At 64.2% G+C, this 17,190-nt stretch carries 15 protein-coding genes and 2 pseudogenes; 11 read left to right on the top strand and 6 right to left on the bottom strand.

The window, feature by feature from the left end; translation table 11 throughout:
- Window positions 1-15: 15 nt before the first annotated feature.
- From ACWUKX_RS01425 to ACWUKX_RS01435, 3 genes are all read right to left on the bottom strand, one after another.
- Window positions 16-789: a metallophosphoesterase gene (locus ACWUKX_RS01425; RefSeq protein ID WP_095519373.1), complete on the bottom strand. Its 774-nt coding sequence runs from the start codon at window positions 787-789 to the stop codon at window positions 16-18.
- A gap of 35 nt (window positions 790-824) precedes the next feature.
- Complete coding sequence (locus ACWUKX_RS01430) at window positions 825-1,961, bottom strand: alpha-hydroxy acid oxidase (RefSeq protein ID WP_456003147.1); 1,137 nt, start codon at window positions 1,959-1,961, stop codon at window positions 825-827.
- A gap of 301 nt (window positions 1,962-2,262) precedes the next feature.
- The gene (locus ACWUKX_RS01435; protein ID WP_029348383.1) at window positions 2,263-3,066 is read right to left on the bottom strand and encodes a FadR/GntR family transcriptional regulator; all 804 of its coding nucleotides are present in this window, start codon (window positions 3,064-3,066) and stop codon (window positions 2,263-2,265) included.
- Window positions 3,067-3,264: 198 nt separating this feature from the next.
- Between ACWUKX_RS01435 and ACWUKX_RS01440 the strand changes: the two genes are divergently transcribed.
- The 6 genes from ACWUKX_RS01440 to glcF all read left to right on the top strand — a co-directional run bounded on the left by ACWUKX_RS01440 (window position 3,265) and on the right by glcF (window position 9,844).
- Window positions 3,265-4,587 carry a DUF3422 family protein gene (locus ACWUKX_RS01440; RefSeq protein ID WP_456003165.1) on the top strand — a complete coding sequence of 441 codons (1,323 nt, stop codon included), beginning with the start codon at window positions 3,265-3,267 and terminating at the stop codon, window positions 4,585-4,587.
- Between the two features lie 171 nt (window positions 4,588-4,758).
- A complete protein-coding gene (locus ACWUKX_RS01445; RefSeq protein ID WP_456003167.1) occupies window positions 4,759-6,255 on the top strand; it encodes an FAD-linked oxidase C-terminal domain-containing protein in 1,497 nt (498 codons plus the stop codon).
- Between the two features lie 49 nt (window positions 6,256-6,304).
- On the top strand, window positions 6,305-6,772 hold the full coding sequence (locus ACWUKX_RS01450) for an endonuclease domain-containing protein (RefSeq protein WP_456003169.1): 468 nt from the start codon (window positions 6,305-6,307) through the stop codon (window positions 6,770-6,772).
- Between the two features lie 76 nt (window positions 6,773-6,848).
- Window positions 6,849-8,105: an FAD-binding protein gene (locus ACWUKX_RS01455; RefSeq protein ID WP_456003172.1), complete on the top strand. Its 1,257-nt coding sequence runs from the start codon at window positions 6,849-6,851 to the stop codon at window positions 8,103-8,105.
- Window positions 8,102-8,503, top strand: coding sequence for a DUF4870 family protein (locus tag ACWUKX_RS01460; RefSeq protein ID WP_456003175.1), 402 nt, complete (start codon window positions 8,102-8,104; stop codon window positions 8,501-8,503). The genes ACWUKX_RS01455 and ACWUKX_RS01460 overlap by 4 nt, the downstream gene beginning before the upstream one ends.
- Before the next feature lie 9 nt (window positions 8,504-8,512).
- A complete protein-coding gene (gene glcF, locus ACWUKX_RS01465; protein WP_456003177.1) occupies window positions 8,513-9,844 on the top strand; it encodes a glycolate oxidase subunit GlcF in 1,332 nt (443 codons plus the stop codon).
- A gap of 186 nt (window positions 9,845-10,030) precedes the next feature.
- Here the strand turns inward: glcF and ACWUKX_RS01470 are convergent, their stop codons facing one another.
- Together ACWUKX_RS01470 and ACWUKX_RS01475 are read right to left on the bottom strand one after the other, a co-directional pair.
- Window positions 10,031-10,951: a bifunctional 5,10-methylenetetrahydrofolate dehydrogenase/5,10-methenyltetrahydrofolate cyclohydrolase gene (locus ACWUKX_RS01470; RefSeq protein ID WP_095519004.1), complete on the bottom strand. Its 921-nt coding sequence runs from the start codon at window positions 10,949-10,951 to the stop codon at window positions 10,031-10,033.
- A 272-nt stretch (window positions 10,952-11,223) separates the two neighbouring features.
- Window positions 11,224-11,970, bottom strand: coding sequence for a L,D-transpeptidase (locus ACWUKX_RS01475; protein WP_456003179.1), 747 nt, complete (start codon window positions 11,968-11,970; stop codon window positions 11,224-11,226).
- Between the two features lie 213 nt (window positions 11,971-12,183).
- Between ACWUKX_RS01475 and ACWUKX_RS01480 the strand changes: the two genes are divergently transcribed.
- A complete protein-coding gene (locus ACWUKX_RS01480; RefSeq protein ID WP_029348372.1) occupies window positions 12,184-12,819 on the top strand; it encodes a DNA-3-methyladenine glycosylase I in 636 nt (211 codons plus the stop codon).
- Between the two features lie 52 nt (window positions 12,820-12,871).
- Here the strand turns inward: ACWUKX_RS01480 and ACWUKX_RS01485 are convergent, their stop codons facing one another.
- Window positions 12,872-13,123, bottom strand: coding sequence for a hypothetical protein (locus tag ACWUKX_RS01485; protein ID WP_287337934.1), 252 nt, complete (start codon window positions 13,121-13,123; stop codon window positions 12,872-12,874).
- A 215-nt stretch (window positions 13,124-13,338) separates the two neighbouring features.
- On the opposite strand from ACWUKX_RS01485, the pseudogene ACWUKX_RS01490 reads away from it, so the two are divergent.
- From ACWUKX_RS01490 to hisG, 4 genes and pseudogenes are all read left to right on the top strand, one after another.
- Window positions 13,339-14,082, top strand: a pseudogene (locus tag ACWUKX_RS01490) (ATP phosphoribosyltransferase regulatory subunit); the annotation flags it as partial.
- Window positions 14,083-14,328: 246 nt separating this feature from the next.
- Window positions 14,329-15,042 (top strand): annotated as a pseudogene (locus ACWUKX_RS01495) (ATP phosphoribosyltransferase regulatory subunit); the annotation flags it as partial.
- A 264-nt stretch (window positions 15,043-15,306) separates the two neighbouring features.
- Entirely contained in the window at window positions 15,307-16,428 is a 1,122-nt protein-coding gene (locus tag ACWUKX_RS01500; RefSeq protein ID WP_456003181.1) for an ATP phosphoribosyltransferase regulatory subunit, read from the top strand.
- Window positions 16,425-17,129: an ATP phosphoribosyltransferase gene (gene hisG, locus ACWUKX_RS01505; protein WP_456003183.1), complete on the top strand. Its 705-nt coding sequence runs from the start codon at window positions 16,425-16,427 to the stop codon at window positions 17,127-17,129. The genes ACWUKX_RS01500 and hisG overlap by 4 nt, the downstream gene beginning before the upstream one ends.
- Window positions 17,130-17,190 lie beyond the last annotated feature (61 nt).

Below are 17,190 nucleotides of genomic sequence, written 5' to 3' on the forward strand. Positions count from 1 at the left end.
GAAACGCGACGCGCTTTAGGCCCTCTCACCTGACACCACCAGGATACGCTTGTCCGCGCCGTCGACGACGAGCGCGCTGAGGTTTCCCGTCTGGTAGGCGAGCGTGTCGATGTTGACGCGGTTGACCATTACCTCCGCCTCCGGAACCGGCGTGTGGCCATGCACCACGATCTTCGGATGCAGGCCGGAATGATTGTGGAAGACATCGCGGATCCAGATCAGGTCCTGCGTGCTCTGACTTTCCAGCGCAATGCCTGGCCGGATGCCGGCATGGCAAAAGAAGAAGTCGCCAAAGGTCAGTGAAAACGCTAGCGACTGCAGGAAGTCGACATGGCTTTTCGGCACGGCCTCGACCAGCGCCGCATGGCCTTGCCGCAGTGCCGCCTCGGACCTGCCAAACCACGCACCGCCGCCTTCATTGAGCACCACGCCATAGGACTGCGCGGTCTGGATGCCGCCATAGCGCATGAAAAGCCCGTCCGCATCGGGTGCATCGAGGAAGTCGAGGAAGCCGATGTCGTGGTTGCCGGCGAGCATCAGGTGGCGCGGGTCGCGTTTTCGCACTTCGATCAGGAAATCGATGACGCCCTTGGAGTCCGGGCCGCGGTCCACATAGTCGCCGAGATGGATGACACGCCAGTCGGCCGGCCGCGCCTGGCGGATCTCGGCCGCAATCCGGCGGTACATGGCGACGAGCAGGTCGAGCCGGCCATGCACGTCGCCGACCGCATAGATGCGCATGCCTTCCGGTCCGCGCGCGTCGAGAAAGTGGATGCCGGGGGCAATCAATGCGTCCATCTCCGTGATCATGCCGTCACGGGAGTCTAACGCCGAAGCTGATCCTTGCCCATGTCGGTTACCAGACGCTTTCCGCACAGTGCCAGCGTTATGTCCATCTCCTTGCGGATGATTTCCAAGGCTTTGGTGACCCCATCCTTGCCGAGCGCGCCAAGGCCGTAAAGGAAAGGCCGGCCGATATAGGTGCCCTTGGCGCCAAGACACAGCGCCTTTAGCACGTCCTGGCCCGAGCGGATGCCGCCATCCATATGCACCTCGATCGTGTCACCGACAGCGTCGGCGATCTCTTCCAGCACCTCGATCGACGACGGCGCACCGTCGAGCTGGCGCCCGCCATGATTGGAGACGATGATCGCGTCGGCGCCGGTCTTGGCCGCCATCAGCGCGTCTTCCTTGTCGAGGATGCCTTTCAGGATCAGCTTGCCGCCCCAGCGTTCCTTGATCCAGGCAACGTCCTTCCACGACAGATGCGGATCGAATTGCTCCGTCGTCCATGAGGACAGCGAGGTGAGGTCGCCGACGCCCTTGGCGTGGCCGACGATGTTGCGGAAAGTCCGGCGCTGAGTACCGGCCATGCCGATGCACCAGCCCGGCCTGGTCGCCATCTGCCAGATGTGTTTCGGCGTGAAGCGCGGCGGCGCCGACAGCCCGTTGCGGATATCCTTATGGCGCTGGCCGAGGATCTGCAGATCGAGCGTCAGCACCAGCGCCGAGCATTTCGCCGCCTTCGCCCTGTCGATGAGATTGAGGACGAAATCCTTATCGCGAAGCACATAGAGCTGGAACCAGAACGGCTTCTTGGTCACTGATGCGACATCCTCGATCGAGCAGATGCTCATCGTCGAAAGCGTGAAGGGCACGCCGAATTCCTCCGCCGCCTGCGCCGCCAGCATCTCGCCGTCGGGATGCTGCATGCCGGTCATACCGGTCGGCGCCAGCGCCACCGGCATCGCCACCTTCTCGCCGATCATGGTCGATTCCAGCGAGCGGTTGCTCATGTCGACCAGCACGCGCTGGCGGAACTTGATCTTTTGGAAATCCTCCTCATTGGCGCGGTAGGTGCTTTCGGTCCATCCACCTGAATCGGCATAGTCGAAGAACATCTTCGGCACGCGGCGGCGCGCCAGGTCCTTGAGATCGGCGATGGTGAGGATCATGCCCATGGGTTTTCCGCTGGTTGTTCGCTAATTCGTCGTTGATTTTCTTGGCCGGCGCTCAGAGGCTGTTTGGAAAGTCGCTCCGGCGAGTCATATGGTGGTGGTTTCGAGAACCGGAGCGGAGCGGACATTTGGGGTCTGTGAGCCCGCGCATGACCCCGAAAATTGGAAAGATTTTCGGAAAGGATCATGCGCAAAATCAAAAGTGCTATAGCGTCCTTTGCGCGTCCAAAGGACGCGCGGCGCTGTAGGTAAGCGCAGAAAACGCCATCAGATGGCCGCCGCGGTAGAGTTTCCAGACAGTCTCTCACGAGCGTTTTCTTGCCGGCTCGCTGTCGCCGGCCTCTGAGCGCTGAATCAGCCTCAGCCGCGACACACGCTGCCAGTCGCCGCTGCGCTCGGCCTCGGCCATGGTGCGTTCGACATGGGTGATGTGGTCCATCGCCGCCTGCCGTGCGGCCGCCGGATCGCCGGCCTTGACCGCCGCGTAGATCGCCCGGTGCTGCGAAAGCAGCGCTTCGCGCGCGCCCGGCACGTTGAACACCAAGAGCCGGTTCTGGAAGACGCCCTCCGACAGCAGCCGGTAGCACGAGCGCAGCGTGTGCAGGAGGATGATGTTGTGCGCGCATTCGCAGATTGCGTGGTGGAACTCGACGTCGATTTCCGCCTCGTCGTCGAAATTGCCGGTCCGGTGCGCCTCGTCCATGCGCGCCATGATGCGGTCGAGCAACGCCAGATCGTCCGATGTTGCGCGCCGCGCCGCGTACTCGGCCGCCACCGCTTCGATCTCGCGGCGGTATTCCAGATAGTCGGTCGCCGCCTTGCGGTGCATGGAGATCAGGTCCGTCACCGGCTTGGTGAACAGCTGGCCGATGACGTCGGCGACATGGGTGCCGCCGCCGGGCCGCGTCGTCAAAAGCCCGCGCCCCTCCAGCGCCTTCAGCGCATCGCGCAGGATCGGCCGCGACACCTCGAACTGGCGTGCCAGCTCGCGCTCGCCCGGCAGCCTGTCGCCGGTGCGCAGAACGCCTTCGAGGATCAGGCTCTCGATCTGCTGCACCACCTCGTCGGCGGTGCGGGGATGCTCGATCCTGGAGAAAATATCGCTCAACGGGGATGGCCTGGGGATTGAACCGGTGTCGCGCAGGATAAAGCCAGTGTCGCCAACTGGTCAAATTATTTATCCAATTCGTCGGTTTGGCCGGGTCCAACGTCGTCGCGGCATATCGATTTCGGCTAACTTGTCGTTTGCGTCCCCCGGCAATTGGCTCTAGAGGGACGCGATTGCACCAGGCCCGGGGGACCAGCCGTGGCAGATGACCCGTCCAATCTCAAATTTCAGCCGCGCGTCGAGGGCAGCGTCATGGGCTTTCCCGCGCATAAGGGACGGCCTGGCGCGCTCGGCGAGGTTCACGCCCGTCCGCATCCGCTGGTCGAGAAACCGCGCGTGCTGGTGCAGCTTTCCTTCATGACCGAAGCTGGGTCCGGCGTCGACCAGGCCGTGCTTTCCGAATTGTCGCGGCGGCTCGGCATCGCCGCGCCTGACCCTCATGCCCGCCACCACGCGATGAAGTGGGGCAAGGGCTCGCTGCGCTGGGAACGGCACACGGAATTCTCCACCTATCTGTGGGAAGGGCCGCTATCCGAGAGCGGCCAGCGCCACGACGAGTCGCCTTTCGGCAACGGCTTTTCGCCGCCGGGAACGGTGATTTCCGGCATCAGGCTCGAAATCCGCAAATGGACGCAGGCGAGCGAAAAGCTGATCGCCAGCTTCGACCCAACCAGCCTGTGCTATTCGCTGGTCGAGCGCGGCAACGCCGCCATCGTCACCGATTTCCGCCAGGACGGTGACGGCATGACCCGCATCCTGGTGCTCGATCGCGGCCTGACGCCGGCACGCACCGGCGCGCTGGCGCAGCGGCTGATCGATATCGAAACCTACCGCACGCTGGCCATGCTTGGCCTGCCGCTGGCGCTGATGCAGTCCGGTCGCGCGCGCCGCATCGAAGACAGGCTGGCGCAGACCACACTGGAAATGAAAGTCGCCGAAACCCGCGACAGCCAGACGCTGCTTGCCGACCTGACCGAGCTTGCCGCCGAGCTGGAGGCCGATGCAGCCTCCAGCCTCTATCGCTTCGGCGCCAGCCGCGCCTATGACGGCATCGTCCGCGAACGGCTGGAGGCGCTGGAGGAGGAGGCGGTGCCCGGCTACGAAACCTGGGGCGGGTTCCTGCAGCGTCGCGTCGCCCCCGCCATGCGCACCTGCCGCTCGGTCGAGGAGCGTCAGGCCAATCTGTCGACGAAGCTCACCCGCGCCACCACGCTGCTGCGCACCTGGGTCGACGTCGAAGTCGAGAAGCAGAACCGCGATCTGCTGGCGTCGATGAACAACCGCGCCCGCCTGCAACTGCGGCTGCAGCAGACGGTGGAAGGGCTGTCGGTGGCCGCCGTCTCCTACTACGTCGTCGGCCTCATCGGCTACGTCGCCAAGGGCGCCTCGATCTTCGGCCATGCCTTCGCGCCCGAGCTCGTCACCGCCGCCTCGGTGCCGCTCGCCATCCTGCTGGTCTGGTGGGGCGTGCGCCGTGTGCGCCGCTTGCACTCCGAACCCGCCAAGCAGGCGGGCGAGTAGGACCGGGTCACCCTCCAAACAACCCACAAGGGGAGGATGAAATCTCAGCGGCAGATTGCCGCTGCGGAAGCCCGTCCCGGTGTCGGCGCTCGATTCCGGCCAAAGCAGGATTTGCAACAGACGCCTGCCGCTGGTAAAAGATTTTTACCAGTCGATCGAAGGAGACTGTCGATGCCCGGCCTGCTGATGCCGAAGCCAGACGACGCCACGATGCGCCGGCGCGACGAGATCGTCGCCGATATGCGCATCATCGTGCCGGGCGAAGGCGTCGTCGACGCTGCCAATTCGATGCGTGCGTTCGAGAGCGACGGCCTCACCGCCTATCGGCAATTGCCGCTGGTCGTGGTGCTGCCCGAAACGGTGGCGCAGGTCTCGCGCGTGCTGAAATATTGCAACGACCGCAACATCCGCGTCGTGCCGCGCGGCTCCGGCACCTCGCTGTCCGGCGGCGCGCTGCCGCTCGAAGATGCCGTGCTGCTGGTGATGAGCAGGTTCAACCACATTCTCGAGATCGATTTTCCCAACCGCATCGTCGTCGCCCAGCCGGGCGTCACCAATCTCGGCATCACCACCGCCGTCGAGCAGGAGGGCTTTTACTACGCCCCCGATCCATCCTCCCAGATCGCCTGCTCGATCGGCGGCAATGTCGCGGAGAATTCCGGCGGCGTGCATTGCCTGAAGTACGGTCTTACCGCCAACAATGTGCTCGGTATCGAGATGGTGCTGATGAACGGCGAGGTGGTGCGGCTCGGCGGCAAGCATCTCGACGCGGAAGGCTACGACCTGCTCGGGGTCATGACCGGTTCCGAAGGGCTTCTCGGCGTCGTCACCGAGGTCACTGTGCGCATCCTGAAGAAGCCGGAGACGGCGCGCGCGCTGCTGATCGGCTTCCCGACCAGCGAGCAGGGTGGCCAATGCGTCGCCGACATCATCGGCGCCGGCATCATCCCGGGCGGCATGGAGATGATGGACCGCCCGGCGATCCACGCGGCCGAGGATTTCGTCCATGCCGGCTATCCCTTGGATGTCGAGGCGTTGCTGATCGTCGAGCTCGACGGGCCGGGCGTCGAGGTCGATCACCTGATCGGCCTTGTCGAAGCCATCGCCTATAGGAACGGCTCGACCACATGCCGCATCTCGCAGTCGGAGCAGGAGAGGCTGAGCTTCTGGGCCGGCCGCAAAGCTGCCTTTCCGGCGGTCGGCCGCATCTCGCCCGACTACTACTGCATGGACGGCACCATCCCGCGCAAGGAACTGCCGCGCGTGCTGCACGGGATGCGCGAACTGTCGGAGAAATACGGCCTCGGGGTCGCCAATGTCTTCCATGCCGGCGACGGCAACCTGCATCCGCTGATCCTTTATGACGCCAATGTGCCGGGCGAGCTCGACAAGGCGGAAAGTTTCGGCGCCGACATCCTGCGGCTCTGCGTCAAAGTCGGCGGCGTGCTGACCGGCGAGCACGGGGTGGGGGTGGAGAAGCGCGACCTGATGCCGGAAATGTTCAACCAGATCGACCTCGACCAGCAGATGCGGGTCAAATGCGCTTTCGATCCCAACCATCTGCTCAACCCGGGCAAGGTGTTCCCCCAGTTGCGCCGCTGCGCCGAGCTCGGACGCATGCACGTGCATCGCGGGCAGACAGCGTTTCCGGACATTCCGAGGTTTTGATGATGGGATCTCAGAACGGGGGTTCCTCGCCCCGCGAAGCGGGGGAGAGGTGGCTAGGGCAAAGCCCGAGAAGGAGAGGGGGTCTGCGGCCGACGTGCCAAGTCGCCGCTCGCATGAAAGGATCGCGCGTGCTCGTGAGCTTCGGCATGGCGACAATCCGATGGAAGCAACCCTGTGGAACGAACTGAAAGCCAAAAGGCTTGGCGGATATAAATTCGTGCGACAGATGCCGATCGGGCCGTATTTCGCCGACTTCGCCTGCCGAAGCGAAAAGCTGGTCGTTGAACTGGACGGAAGTCACCATGCCGAGAGTACCTATGACAGACGACGCGACGAATTCATGCGTGGCGAAGGGTTCTCGGTAGTGCGGTTCTGGAACGTCGACGTACTCAAGAGCCGGACAAGCGTTTGCGAGACCGTTCTTGCGGCGCTGGAAGGGCGGTTGGCCGAAGACGTGATCGCCTCGGACCTGAGGTTCGTTTTTGCGGCCAAGAAGATTGGAGGTGGCGTTCTATGATTGCCCCCTCTCCGTCTCGGGCTTCGCCCGAGCCACCTCTCCCCCGCGTTGCGGGAGCGAGGAACCAGAGATAGCCATGACCACCTTCACTCCCTCCACCGCAGCCGAAACCCTCTCCACCGTTGCCTGGGCCGCCGCCGAAGACTCGCCGCTCGAAATCCTCGGCCATGGTTCCAAGCGCGGTATCGGCCGTCCGCTGCAGACCGAGCATACGCTCGACCTGTCGAAACTGTCCGGCGTGACGCTCTACGAGCCGGCCGAACTGGTGCTGTCGGCCAAAGCCGGCACGCCGCTCGCCGACATCGAAAGCCTGCTTGCCGAAAACGGCCAGCAGCTGGCCTTCGAGCCGCTGGATTATGGCCCGCTGCTCGGCGGTGAGTTAGGGCGAAGCACGATCGGCGGCGTGCTGGCTGCGAACCTTTGCGGCCCGCGCCGGCTGAAGGCGGGGGCGGCGCGCGACCATATTCTCGGCGTAGCGGCGGTTTCCGGTCGCGGCGAGGCCTTCAAGTCCGGCGGCCGCGTCGTCAAGAACGTCACCGGCTACGACCTGTCGAAACTCATGGCCAACAGCTGGGGCACGCTTGCCGTCCTCACCGACGTCACCTTCAAGGTGCTGCCATCAGCCGAGACCGAAGTCACGCTCGCTCTGCGCGGCCTGCTCGACGATCATGCCGCCGCCGCCATGGCGCTGGCGCTCGGCTCCAGCGCCGAAGTGTCGAGTGCGGCCCATCTTCCCGAACGCGTCGCCGCGCGGGTCGCCGGCGGCAGCCTCGGCAATGCCGCGGCGACATTGCTGCGCGTCGAGGGGTTCGGCCCGTCGGTCGCCTACCGCATCGCCGCGCTGAAAGACCTGCTCGGAAATGCCGGCCCGCTCGAGGAGATTTCGGGCGATATCTCGCATTCCGTCTGGCGCGACATCAGAGATTGCGCGCCGTTTGCCGACGGCCTGGAAAAGCCGGTGTGGCGCGTGTCGATGGCGCCGGCGCAAGGTCACCAGATGGTGCTGGCGCTGCGCATGCAGGCGGCGGCCGATGCCTTCTATGACTGGCAGGGCGGACTGATCTGGCTGCGCATGGAGCATGGCGATCCCGAAGCCGATCTTCTGCGCGGCCTGGTGAGACAGTATGGCGGCGGCCATGCGACGCTGGTGCGCGCGGCGCCTTCGCATCGCGCCGCTGTGCCGGTGTTTGAGCCGCAGGCGCCGCAACTGGCAGCGTTGTCGGCGCGGCTCAAAGCCGAATTCGATCCTAAGAATATCCTCAATCCCGGCCGTATGGCGCCGGCTGCAAGCTCTGCTACTCTTGGCACGGCAACCGAGGGAGCAGCATTATGAGCGACATCAATCCAGGCCCGACCGATTCAGGTAAACCCGCGCCGCGCCAGACCGACCGCTGGTTGGAGCCGGGTTCGACCAACGCGCTGGTCATCTACATCCTCTATCTCGCCAGCCTCGTTATCGGCGTAACCGCTATTGTCGGCATCGTGCTGGCCTATATCAACCGCGGCAAAGCAGGCGGCTTCGTCGAGAGCCACTATACATTCCTGATCCGCACCTTCTGGATCGGTCTGCTTTATGCGCTGATCTCGGTTGTGCTGATGATGGTGGCGATAGGCGTCGTGCTGATGTTCGCCGTCGCCGTCTGGTTCATTGCCCGCTGCATTCTCGGCCTGCAGGCGCTGCAGCGCGGCGAGCCGGTCAAAGACCCGGAAAGCTGGTTCTTGGGATTATAGGATTTTTGCGTGCAGACCAATTTTTCGCTTGCCCAGCTTGCCGATCCGCACGTCGCGGAATCGGAGAAGATCCTGCGCAAATGCGTGCATTGCGGCTTCTGCACAGCCACCTGCCCGACCTATGTGACGCTTGGCAACGAGTTGGATTCGCCGCGCGGGCGGATCTACCTGATCAAGGACATGCTGGAGAACGGTCGCCCCGCTGACAAGCAGATCGTCACCCATATCGACCGCTGCCTGTCCTGCCTCGCCTGCATGACAACCTGCCCGTCGGGCGTCAATTACATGCATCTGGTCGACCACGCCCGCGTCCATATCGAGGAGACCTACAGGCGCTCGCCGCTCGATCGGCTGACGCGCGCCATGCTGGCCTTTGTCCTGCCTTATCCCTTGCGCTTTCGCGCTGCGCTCAAGCTGGCGAGGCTCGCGCAGCCATTCGCCGGTGTGTTCGAAAAGATCCCGGCGCTGAAGCCGCTGGGCGCGATGCTCAAGCTTGCCCCGGCGTCGGTTCCTGCGGCCTCGCCAATGGCTTCGCCGGGCATCCATGCTGGCCAGGGCGCAGCAAAAAACGGCCGCGTCGCCATTCTCACCGGCTGCGCACAATCCGTGCTCGATCCCGGCATCAACGACACGACGATCGCGCTGCTGACGCGGTTGGGCGTCGAGGTCGTGGTTCCCGAGGGTGAGGGCTGCTGCGGCGCGCTGGTGCATCACATGGGCCGCGAGGGGGCAGCGCTTGCCTCGGCCAGGCGCAATGTCGACGCCTGGATGCGCGCCATCGACCAGGGCGGGCTGGATGCCATCGTCATCACCGCGTCGGGCTGCGGCACCACCATCAAGGACTACGGCTTCATGCTGCGCCTCGATCCGGCCTATGCCGACAAGGCGGCGCGCGTATCGGCGCTGGCCAAGGACATCACGGAATATCTGGTGGGTCTCGACCTGCCCGAGCCGGTGCGCAAGCCCGGCACCATCGTTGCCTATCACTCTGCCTGCTCGATGCAGCACGGCCAGAAGATCACCCGCCAGCCCAAGGAGCTTTTGGCCAAGGCAGGCTTCATCGTGCGCGAGCCGCGCGAGGGGCATCTGTGCTGCGGCTCGGCCGGCACTTACAACATCCTGCAATCCGAGATTTCGGTTCAGCTGCGTGATCGCAAGGTCAGGAATATCGAGGCGACAGGTGCTGAAATCGTCGCCACCGGCAACATTGGCTGCATCACCCAGATTGCGTCAGCGGCGAAGCTGCCGGTGGTGCACACGGTAAAACTGCTCGACTGGGCCTATGGCGGACCGAGGCCGGAAGGCGTTCCGGACAACAGGGCAGTCGTGGCAGCGGAGTGACGGGACAGTTCTGAGGCGAGCCCCTTCAGCCGGCCGCGGAGCCTGTCCTCGGGCTTGCCGGAGGCAAGACTGCCACCTTCTCCCCGTTGGGGACAAGAGACTGGTGCCTTGAAAGCCTCCTCTCCCCTCGGGGAGATGTCAGCCGAGCGAAGCGGAGGCTGGGTGAGGGGGCCTGCCGGTACGTGCCTATTCCGCCGCGAGCTTGTCCACCACACCGTAGGTCGCCTGGTAGCGTGCGCGTTGGCGGCTGAGCGCCACCATTGTGTTGCGCAAAAGAATCGCCACGGTGATCGGGCCGACGCCGCCCGGCACCGGCGTGATCCAGGACGCGACATGCTTGACGCTCTCGGCGTCGACGTCGCCAACGATGCGGCTCTCGCCGTCCGGTCCTGTCTCGGCATTGATGCCGATGTCGATGACGGCTGCACCCGGCTTGACCATGTCGGCCTTGATCAGCCGCGGCTTGCCGACGGCGACGAACAGCGCATCGGCACGGCGCGCGTGCGCTGCCACCGAGCGCGTCATGTGATGGCAGACCGTCACCGTCGCGCCCTTGCTCATCAAGAGGAAGGCGATCGGCTTGCCGACGATCTCGGAGTGGCCGACGATGACGACCTCGAGCCCCTTCAGATCGAGGCCGGTCTCCTTGAGCAGTTCGACCGAAGCGGCCGCCGTGCACGGTGCAAGGTCGAGCTGGTTGTATACGATGTTGCCGATCGAGGCCGGGTGCATGCCCTCGACGTCCTTGAGCGGATGCACCGCCGCCTGAAGCGTCTTGATCGGGATATGCACCGGCACCGGCCGCTGGATGATGATACCGGTGACGCGCGGATCGGCATTAAGACCGTGGATCGCTGCTTCGAGTTCGCCGGCGGTGATGTCGGCGGCAAACCGTCTTTCCTCGAAACCGATGCCGGCCAATGCCGCCTTGGCGCGCTGGTTGCGCACATAGACGTCGACCGCAGCGGTGTCGCCGACGGTGATCGATATCAGTTTGGGCGGAAAACCTTCTGCGGTGGCGATCGCTGCATCCTCGCGCACCGAGGCGATGATGCGCTGGGCGACCGGGCCGCCTTTGAGATAGCGGCTGTCATCGGACAGGGGCATGTAGATTGGCCTTTGTCTGGGAACGTTGCAGCCGACATAGCAAAATAACGAGAAGAATGGCAGCGAGAATGCGAACCGCCATACCCCGGGCGCGACCTACCGGTCAAAGCTGACCCTGCCAGACGTGATCCTGTCGCGTCCTAGAAACAGAAAGGGCAGCGCGGTTTGCCGCGCCGCCCTTTCTTGACTGGCCGCATCCCCACACGGCCCGTCCCCCGTATCCGATGATCCAGAGTCTTCTGGACAGAATCGGCAACAAAATCAACTGCAGATTACATCACCACAACCGTCGTGCCAACATCGACCCGCTCATAGAGGTCGACGACGTCCTCGTTGCGCATGCGAATGCAGCCCGACGACACGGCGCCGCCAATCGTCCAGGGCTGGTTGGTGCCGTGGATGCGGTAGAGCGTCGAGCCGAGATAGAGAGCGCGCGCGCCGAGCGGGTTCTCGACGCCGCCGGCGACATAGGTCGGCAGATAACGGCCGTTGGCAGCCTCGCGCGAGATCATCTGCGCCGGCGGTCGCCATTCGGGCCAGACCTTCTTCTGCGAGATCTTGTGCTTGCCGGCCCATTCGAAGCCCGGCTTGCCGGTGCCGACGCCATAGCGCCGCGCCTTGCCGTTGTTCTCGACCAGATAAAGGAAATTCTCCCTCGTATCGATGACGATCGTGCCCGGCTTCTCCGGACCGTCATAGGCCACCTCCTGCGGCAGGTAGATCGGGTTGATCTGCGGCCGCGCGAGCAGGCGCTTCTTGGTCGGCGCCTGCATCGCCGCCGTATGCAGCTGAGCCGGTTGCGCCTGCCTTTGAGAACGGCGCTGCGGCTTTTGCATCTCTTGCCGGTTCTGGCGGACGATGCCCGGCGCGCGGCCAAGCTGCAGCACCCAGGGCGCCGAAAGGTCGGGGCTCACCATCACTGGCGGCCTGTCGGCATAGCGGTCATTGGCGCTGGAGGATGTAGTGGCAGCGGCCAGTACGGCCGCGGCGCCGAGCAGCGGGAACAAAAGTGTCTTCATCGGAACGCACCTTGATCATCGAACACGCCGGGGCCCAAAAGCGTCCCCGATTTCGCGGACATTGGGCGCGGAGCGGCAACCGAAACGTGAATCGGAATGCGTAAAATGCTCCATTGTCAGTAAACCTTTCGGTGTGGTTACCGGCCGGTTCAGGAATCTGGTAAAGCCGCGGTAAAGGCAGCGCTGAGACGCATTAACGAATGGAATTCTGCCATGGATGAGAAGACAGGCCTGCTCTCCGGACCCGACGGTGTCGCGCGCTGCTTCTGGCACGGCAATCTGCCGGATTATTTGCACTACCACGATCATGAATGGGGCCGCCCGGTCACCGACGACCGCAGGCTGTTCGAAAAGATCTGCCTCGAAGGCTTTCAGTCGGGCCTGTCCTGGCTGACCATATTGCGCAAGCGCGAGAATTTCCGCGAGGCGTTCGCCGGCTTCGATATCGACAAGATCGCCGCCTTCACCGACGAGGACGTCGAGCGCCTGCTCGGCAATGCCGGCATCATCCGCCACCGCGGCAAGATCGTCTCGACCATCAACAACGCCAAGCGCGCCCGTGAAATGGCCGACGAGGCCGGCTCGCTGGCTGCCTGGTTCTGGAAGTTCGAACCCGGCCCGGACCAGCGGCCCGAAATCGTCGATCTCGCGCATCTGCGCGCCAACCCGACTACGGCGGTCTCTGTGCGGATTTCAAAGGAGCTGAAAAAACGCGGCTGGAGCTTTGTCGGCCCGACCACCGTCTACGCCTTCATGCAGGCCATGGGGCTGGTCAACGACCATCTCGAGGGCTGTGTCTGCCGCGAGCAGGTCGAGGCGGAGCGCAAGGCGTTCAAGCGGCCGAAGTGAGCTTCCTTTTTGCCTTCTCCCACACAGGGGAGAAGGCAGGGCGCTCAAAAACTCAAGCGCCGCTGGCGCCGGCCAGAAAAAGCCCGGCGACGATGGCCGCCACCGTGGCAAGGGCTGGGTAGATCACCAGCAGGCCGGTCACCAGCGCATCGCGCATGGTCGGTCCTGTACGCTCGTCCGCGGCAACCTCGAACGGTCCCGCCATTTGGGTTGCAGGCCTCGGTGCATGATGATCGGCTGGCCGCAGCCGGGGCCGCTCGCGGGCGCCGCTGTCGATGATGTCGAATTGCCGTGCCGTGGTCATGGCTCGAACCCCTTGTTTCGGCGCGCTTTATCGGCTGCGATTGTGTCGGCACGATGCCGCGCTCATGGCGGAATTGTTTCGTTTTGGCCCGGTGTGTTTCAGGAAAGGTGCAAACCCTTGCCGCTCCCGGCTGCATCGGTTAGGACACCCGCGCTGTGGAAATTCAGTAATTTTGCCGATCCACGGAACGCTAGGAAACACCGAGTACCCATACGATGGCCGACAAATCGGAAAAGATGAAAGCGCGGCTGCCGCGCGGGCTTGTCGACCGCGGCGCCTACGATATCCGCGCCGTCGAGAAGATGATGGCGACGATCCGCTCGGTCTATGAGCTTTACGGCTTCGAGCCGGTCGACCAGCCGATGATCGAATACACCGATGCGCTGGGCAAATTCCTGCCCGATCAGGATCGGCCGAACGAGGGCGTATTCTCCTTCCAGGACGACGATGACCAGTGGCTGTCGCTGCGCTACGATTTGACCGCGCCGATGGCCCGCTTCGTCGCCGAGAACTTTGAGCGTCTGCCGAAACCCTATCGCAGCTACCGCTCCGGCTGGGTGTTCCGCAATGAGAAGCCCGGCCCCGGCCGCTTCCGCCAGTTCATGCAGTTCGATGCCGACACGGTCGGCACGCCGGGTGTGGCGGCGGACGCCGAAATGGCGATGATGATGGCCGACGTGATGGAGGCGCTGGGCATCAAACGCGGCGACTATGTCATTAGGGTCAACAATCGCAAGGTGCTCGACGGCGTGCTCGAGGCGATCGGCCTCGGTGGCGACGAGAACGTCGGCCGCCGGCTGACGGTGCTGCGGGCGATCGACAAGCTGGATAAGTTTGGGCCGGAAGGTGTGAAGCTATTGCTCGGCAAGGGTCGCTGGGATGGCGGCAAAGAAGGTGAGGGCGATTTCACCAAGGGAGCGGGATTGGATGAGAAGCAGATCGAGCCGCTTGTTGAACTCGCGCGCTTCAAAGAGATCCTGGTAGGCATTCGTTACAGCAATGCACTCGACGCGAAGTTAAATGGCCTTCCCCTGCCATTCAGAGTTCCGCCGGCTGATTGGTCCATCGACGCTACAGACAAAGAAACCTTTGAAAAGCAGACAAGGAAAGCTCAGTCCCTAGCAAATTTGGTTACCCTGCCTGAAGCGTTTAATGATACTTGGAACATCGACAATCTGAGTATTTTCGCCCTTATCTTCGATGCAAATGACAAGATCGTAGAAGGTCTGAACGAACTTGCTCAGATAGCAACCTTGGCAGCAACGGCAGGATACGATTCGGATCGTATTCTGATCGATCCCTCCGTCGTCCGTGGCCTCGAATACTACACCGGTCCGGTCTTCGAGGCCGAGCTTCTGGCCGAGATCCCCAACGAGGACGGCCAGATCGTGCGCTTCGGCTCGGTCGGCGGCGGCGGGCGTTATGACGGCCTTGTCTCGCGCTTTCGCGGTGAGCCGGTGCCGGCAACCGGCTTTTCCATCGGCGTCTCCAGGCTGATGACCGCGCTGAAGAACCTCGGCAAACTCGACACGTCGGATGTCATCGCGCCGGTCGTCGTGCTGACCATGGACAAGGACACCGAAAGCCTCGGCCGCTACCAGAAGATGGTGGCCGAGTTGCGTGCCGCCGGCATCCGCTCCGAAATGTATCTCGGCGGCGCCGGCATGAAGGCGCAGCTCAAATATGCTGACCGCCGCGGCAGCCCGGTCGCCATCATCCAGGGCGGCGACGAGCGGGCCAAGGCTGAGGTGCAGATCAAGGACCTGATCGAGGGCGCCCGCATGTCGGCGGAGATTGCGGACAACGCCGAATGGCGCGCCGCACGCCCGGCGCAGGTGACGGTGGCGGAAAGCGAGCTGGTTGGCGAGGTCAGGAAGATACTCGCGGCGCAGGCCGAGGAGCGAGCGCGTGGCAAGTAGAGGTCGCGTTTCGTCGCGCCCCCCTCTGTCCTGCCGGACATCTCCCCCACATGGGGGGAGATCGCCAGTTTCACCGGCGGCTCCATCCGTTCAGTGTCGGCGATTGGCGAAAGCGGCGACGACAGCCGATCTCCCCCCAAGTGGGGGAGATGTCCGGCAGGACAGAGGGGGGCGCCATAGAACGCTAACCTCCGCACTCCGTCCAGCACCCGCTGCGCGCCAATCCACCTTCTCCCACAGGGGGAGAAGGGAAGGGCGCCTGCCATGACGTCCCGCTACCCCGCCATCGCATCAGACATCACAAAACTCTTCGCCGCGCGAAACACCCATGCGGTCGAGGTGGCGGTGCTGCAGCCGGCCGACCCATTCCTCGACATGGCGGGAGAGGATCTGCGCCGCCGCATTTTCCTCACCGAAAGCGAGACCGGCCTCACACTTTGCCTGCGGCCCGAGTTCACCATCCCGGTCTGCCTCGACCACATCGCCAGCCAGGCCGGCACGCCGCGCCGTTATTCCTATCTCGGCGAGGTGTTTCGCCAGCGCCGCGAGGGCGGCAATGAGTTCTTCCAGGCCGGCATCGAGGATCTCGGCGACCGCGACACGCCGCAGGCCGATGCCCGTTCGCTGGCCGATGCGCATGCGCTGCTTTCGCTGGTGCTGCCGGACCAGGCACTGGCGATCACGCTCGGCGATCAGACCATATTCGAAGCGGTGCTCGCCGCGCTCGGCCTGCCGCGCGGCTGGCGCATGCGGCTGGCCCGGGCTTTCGGTTCGGCGGCGATGCTGGAGGCAGCGCTTGCCGACCTCGCCAACCCGCCACGCAACGGCCAGCTCGCCGGCCCAGTCGCTGCCCTTGTCCTCAATGGCGACCTGGAAGGGCTTTCGTCCCACATCGCCGGCGGCATGGAGCAAGCGGGGCTGTCGGCGTCGGCCGGGCGCTCGCCGGCCGACATTGCTAGGCGGCTCATCGAAAAGGCCGAACTGCGCAGCGTGCGGCTGTCGAACGAGGCGTTTTCGGCGCTGAAGGATTTTCTGGCGATCGACGTAGCGCTTGACGGCGCCGCACAGGCGCTCGAAACGTTCGCGGCCGGCGCCGGGCTTTCGCTGGGCGCGGCGCTGGACAATTTTTCCGCACGTGCAAAGTCGATCGAAGCTCTTGGCCTGCCCACGGCAAAAATCCGCTACGACGCCGCCTTCGGTCGTCCGCTCGACTATTACACCGGTCTGGTCTTCGAGATCGCGGCGGAAAACGGCGACCGGCCGCTGGCCGGCGGCGGCCGCTATGACCGGCTGCTGACGCTGCTCGGCGCGAAAACGCCGATCCCCGGCGTCGGCTTTTCCGTCTGGCTCGACCGCATCGAGGGGTTGCGGGAGAAGGTACAATGATCACCCTGGCGATCCCATCGAAGGGCCGACTCAAGGAGCAGGCGCTGGAGGTGCTGGCCAAGGCCGGGCTTGCCGTCAGCCTGCCCGGCGACGAGCGTAAATACCGCGCCCGCATCGAAGGCGTGGGAGCGGTCGAGGTGGCGTTCCTGTCGGCGTCCGAAATATCGAGCGAGATCGGCCAGGGCTCGGTCGACCTCGGCATCACCGGCGAGGATCTGTTGCGCGAAAGCCTCGCCGATTGGGAGGCGCGCGCGGAGATCGTCGCCCGCCTCGGCTTTGGCAACGCCGACGTCGTGGTCGCGGTGCCCGACATATGGCTCGATGTCGATACGATGGCCGATCTCGACGATGTCGCCGCCGATTTCCGACAGCGCCACGGCAGGCGGCTCAGGATCGCCACCAAATACTGGCGGCTGACGCAGCAGTTCTTTTCGCAAAAGCACGGCATCCAGGTCTATCGCATCGTCGAGAGCCTGGGCGCTACCGAGGGCGCGCCGGCGGCAGGATTGGCCGATGTCGTCGTCGACATCACCACGTCAGGCTCGACGCTGCGCGCCAACCATCTGAAGGTGCTGGCCGACGGCGTCATTCTGCGCTCGCAGGCCTGCCTTGTCGCATCGCGGAAGCTGCGTACGGCGGCGGACGAGGCAATCTTGCGCGACATCGCGGCGAAGGTGGCAGGCGCAATCCCTCCCCCTTGAGGGGAGGGTGCCTCGCGGAGCGAGGCGGGTGGGGTCCTCTCACGTCGAGCGCTGCCGCAAC

It is taken from the genome of Mesorhizobium sp. f-mel, from assembly GCF_053850215.1.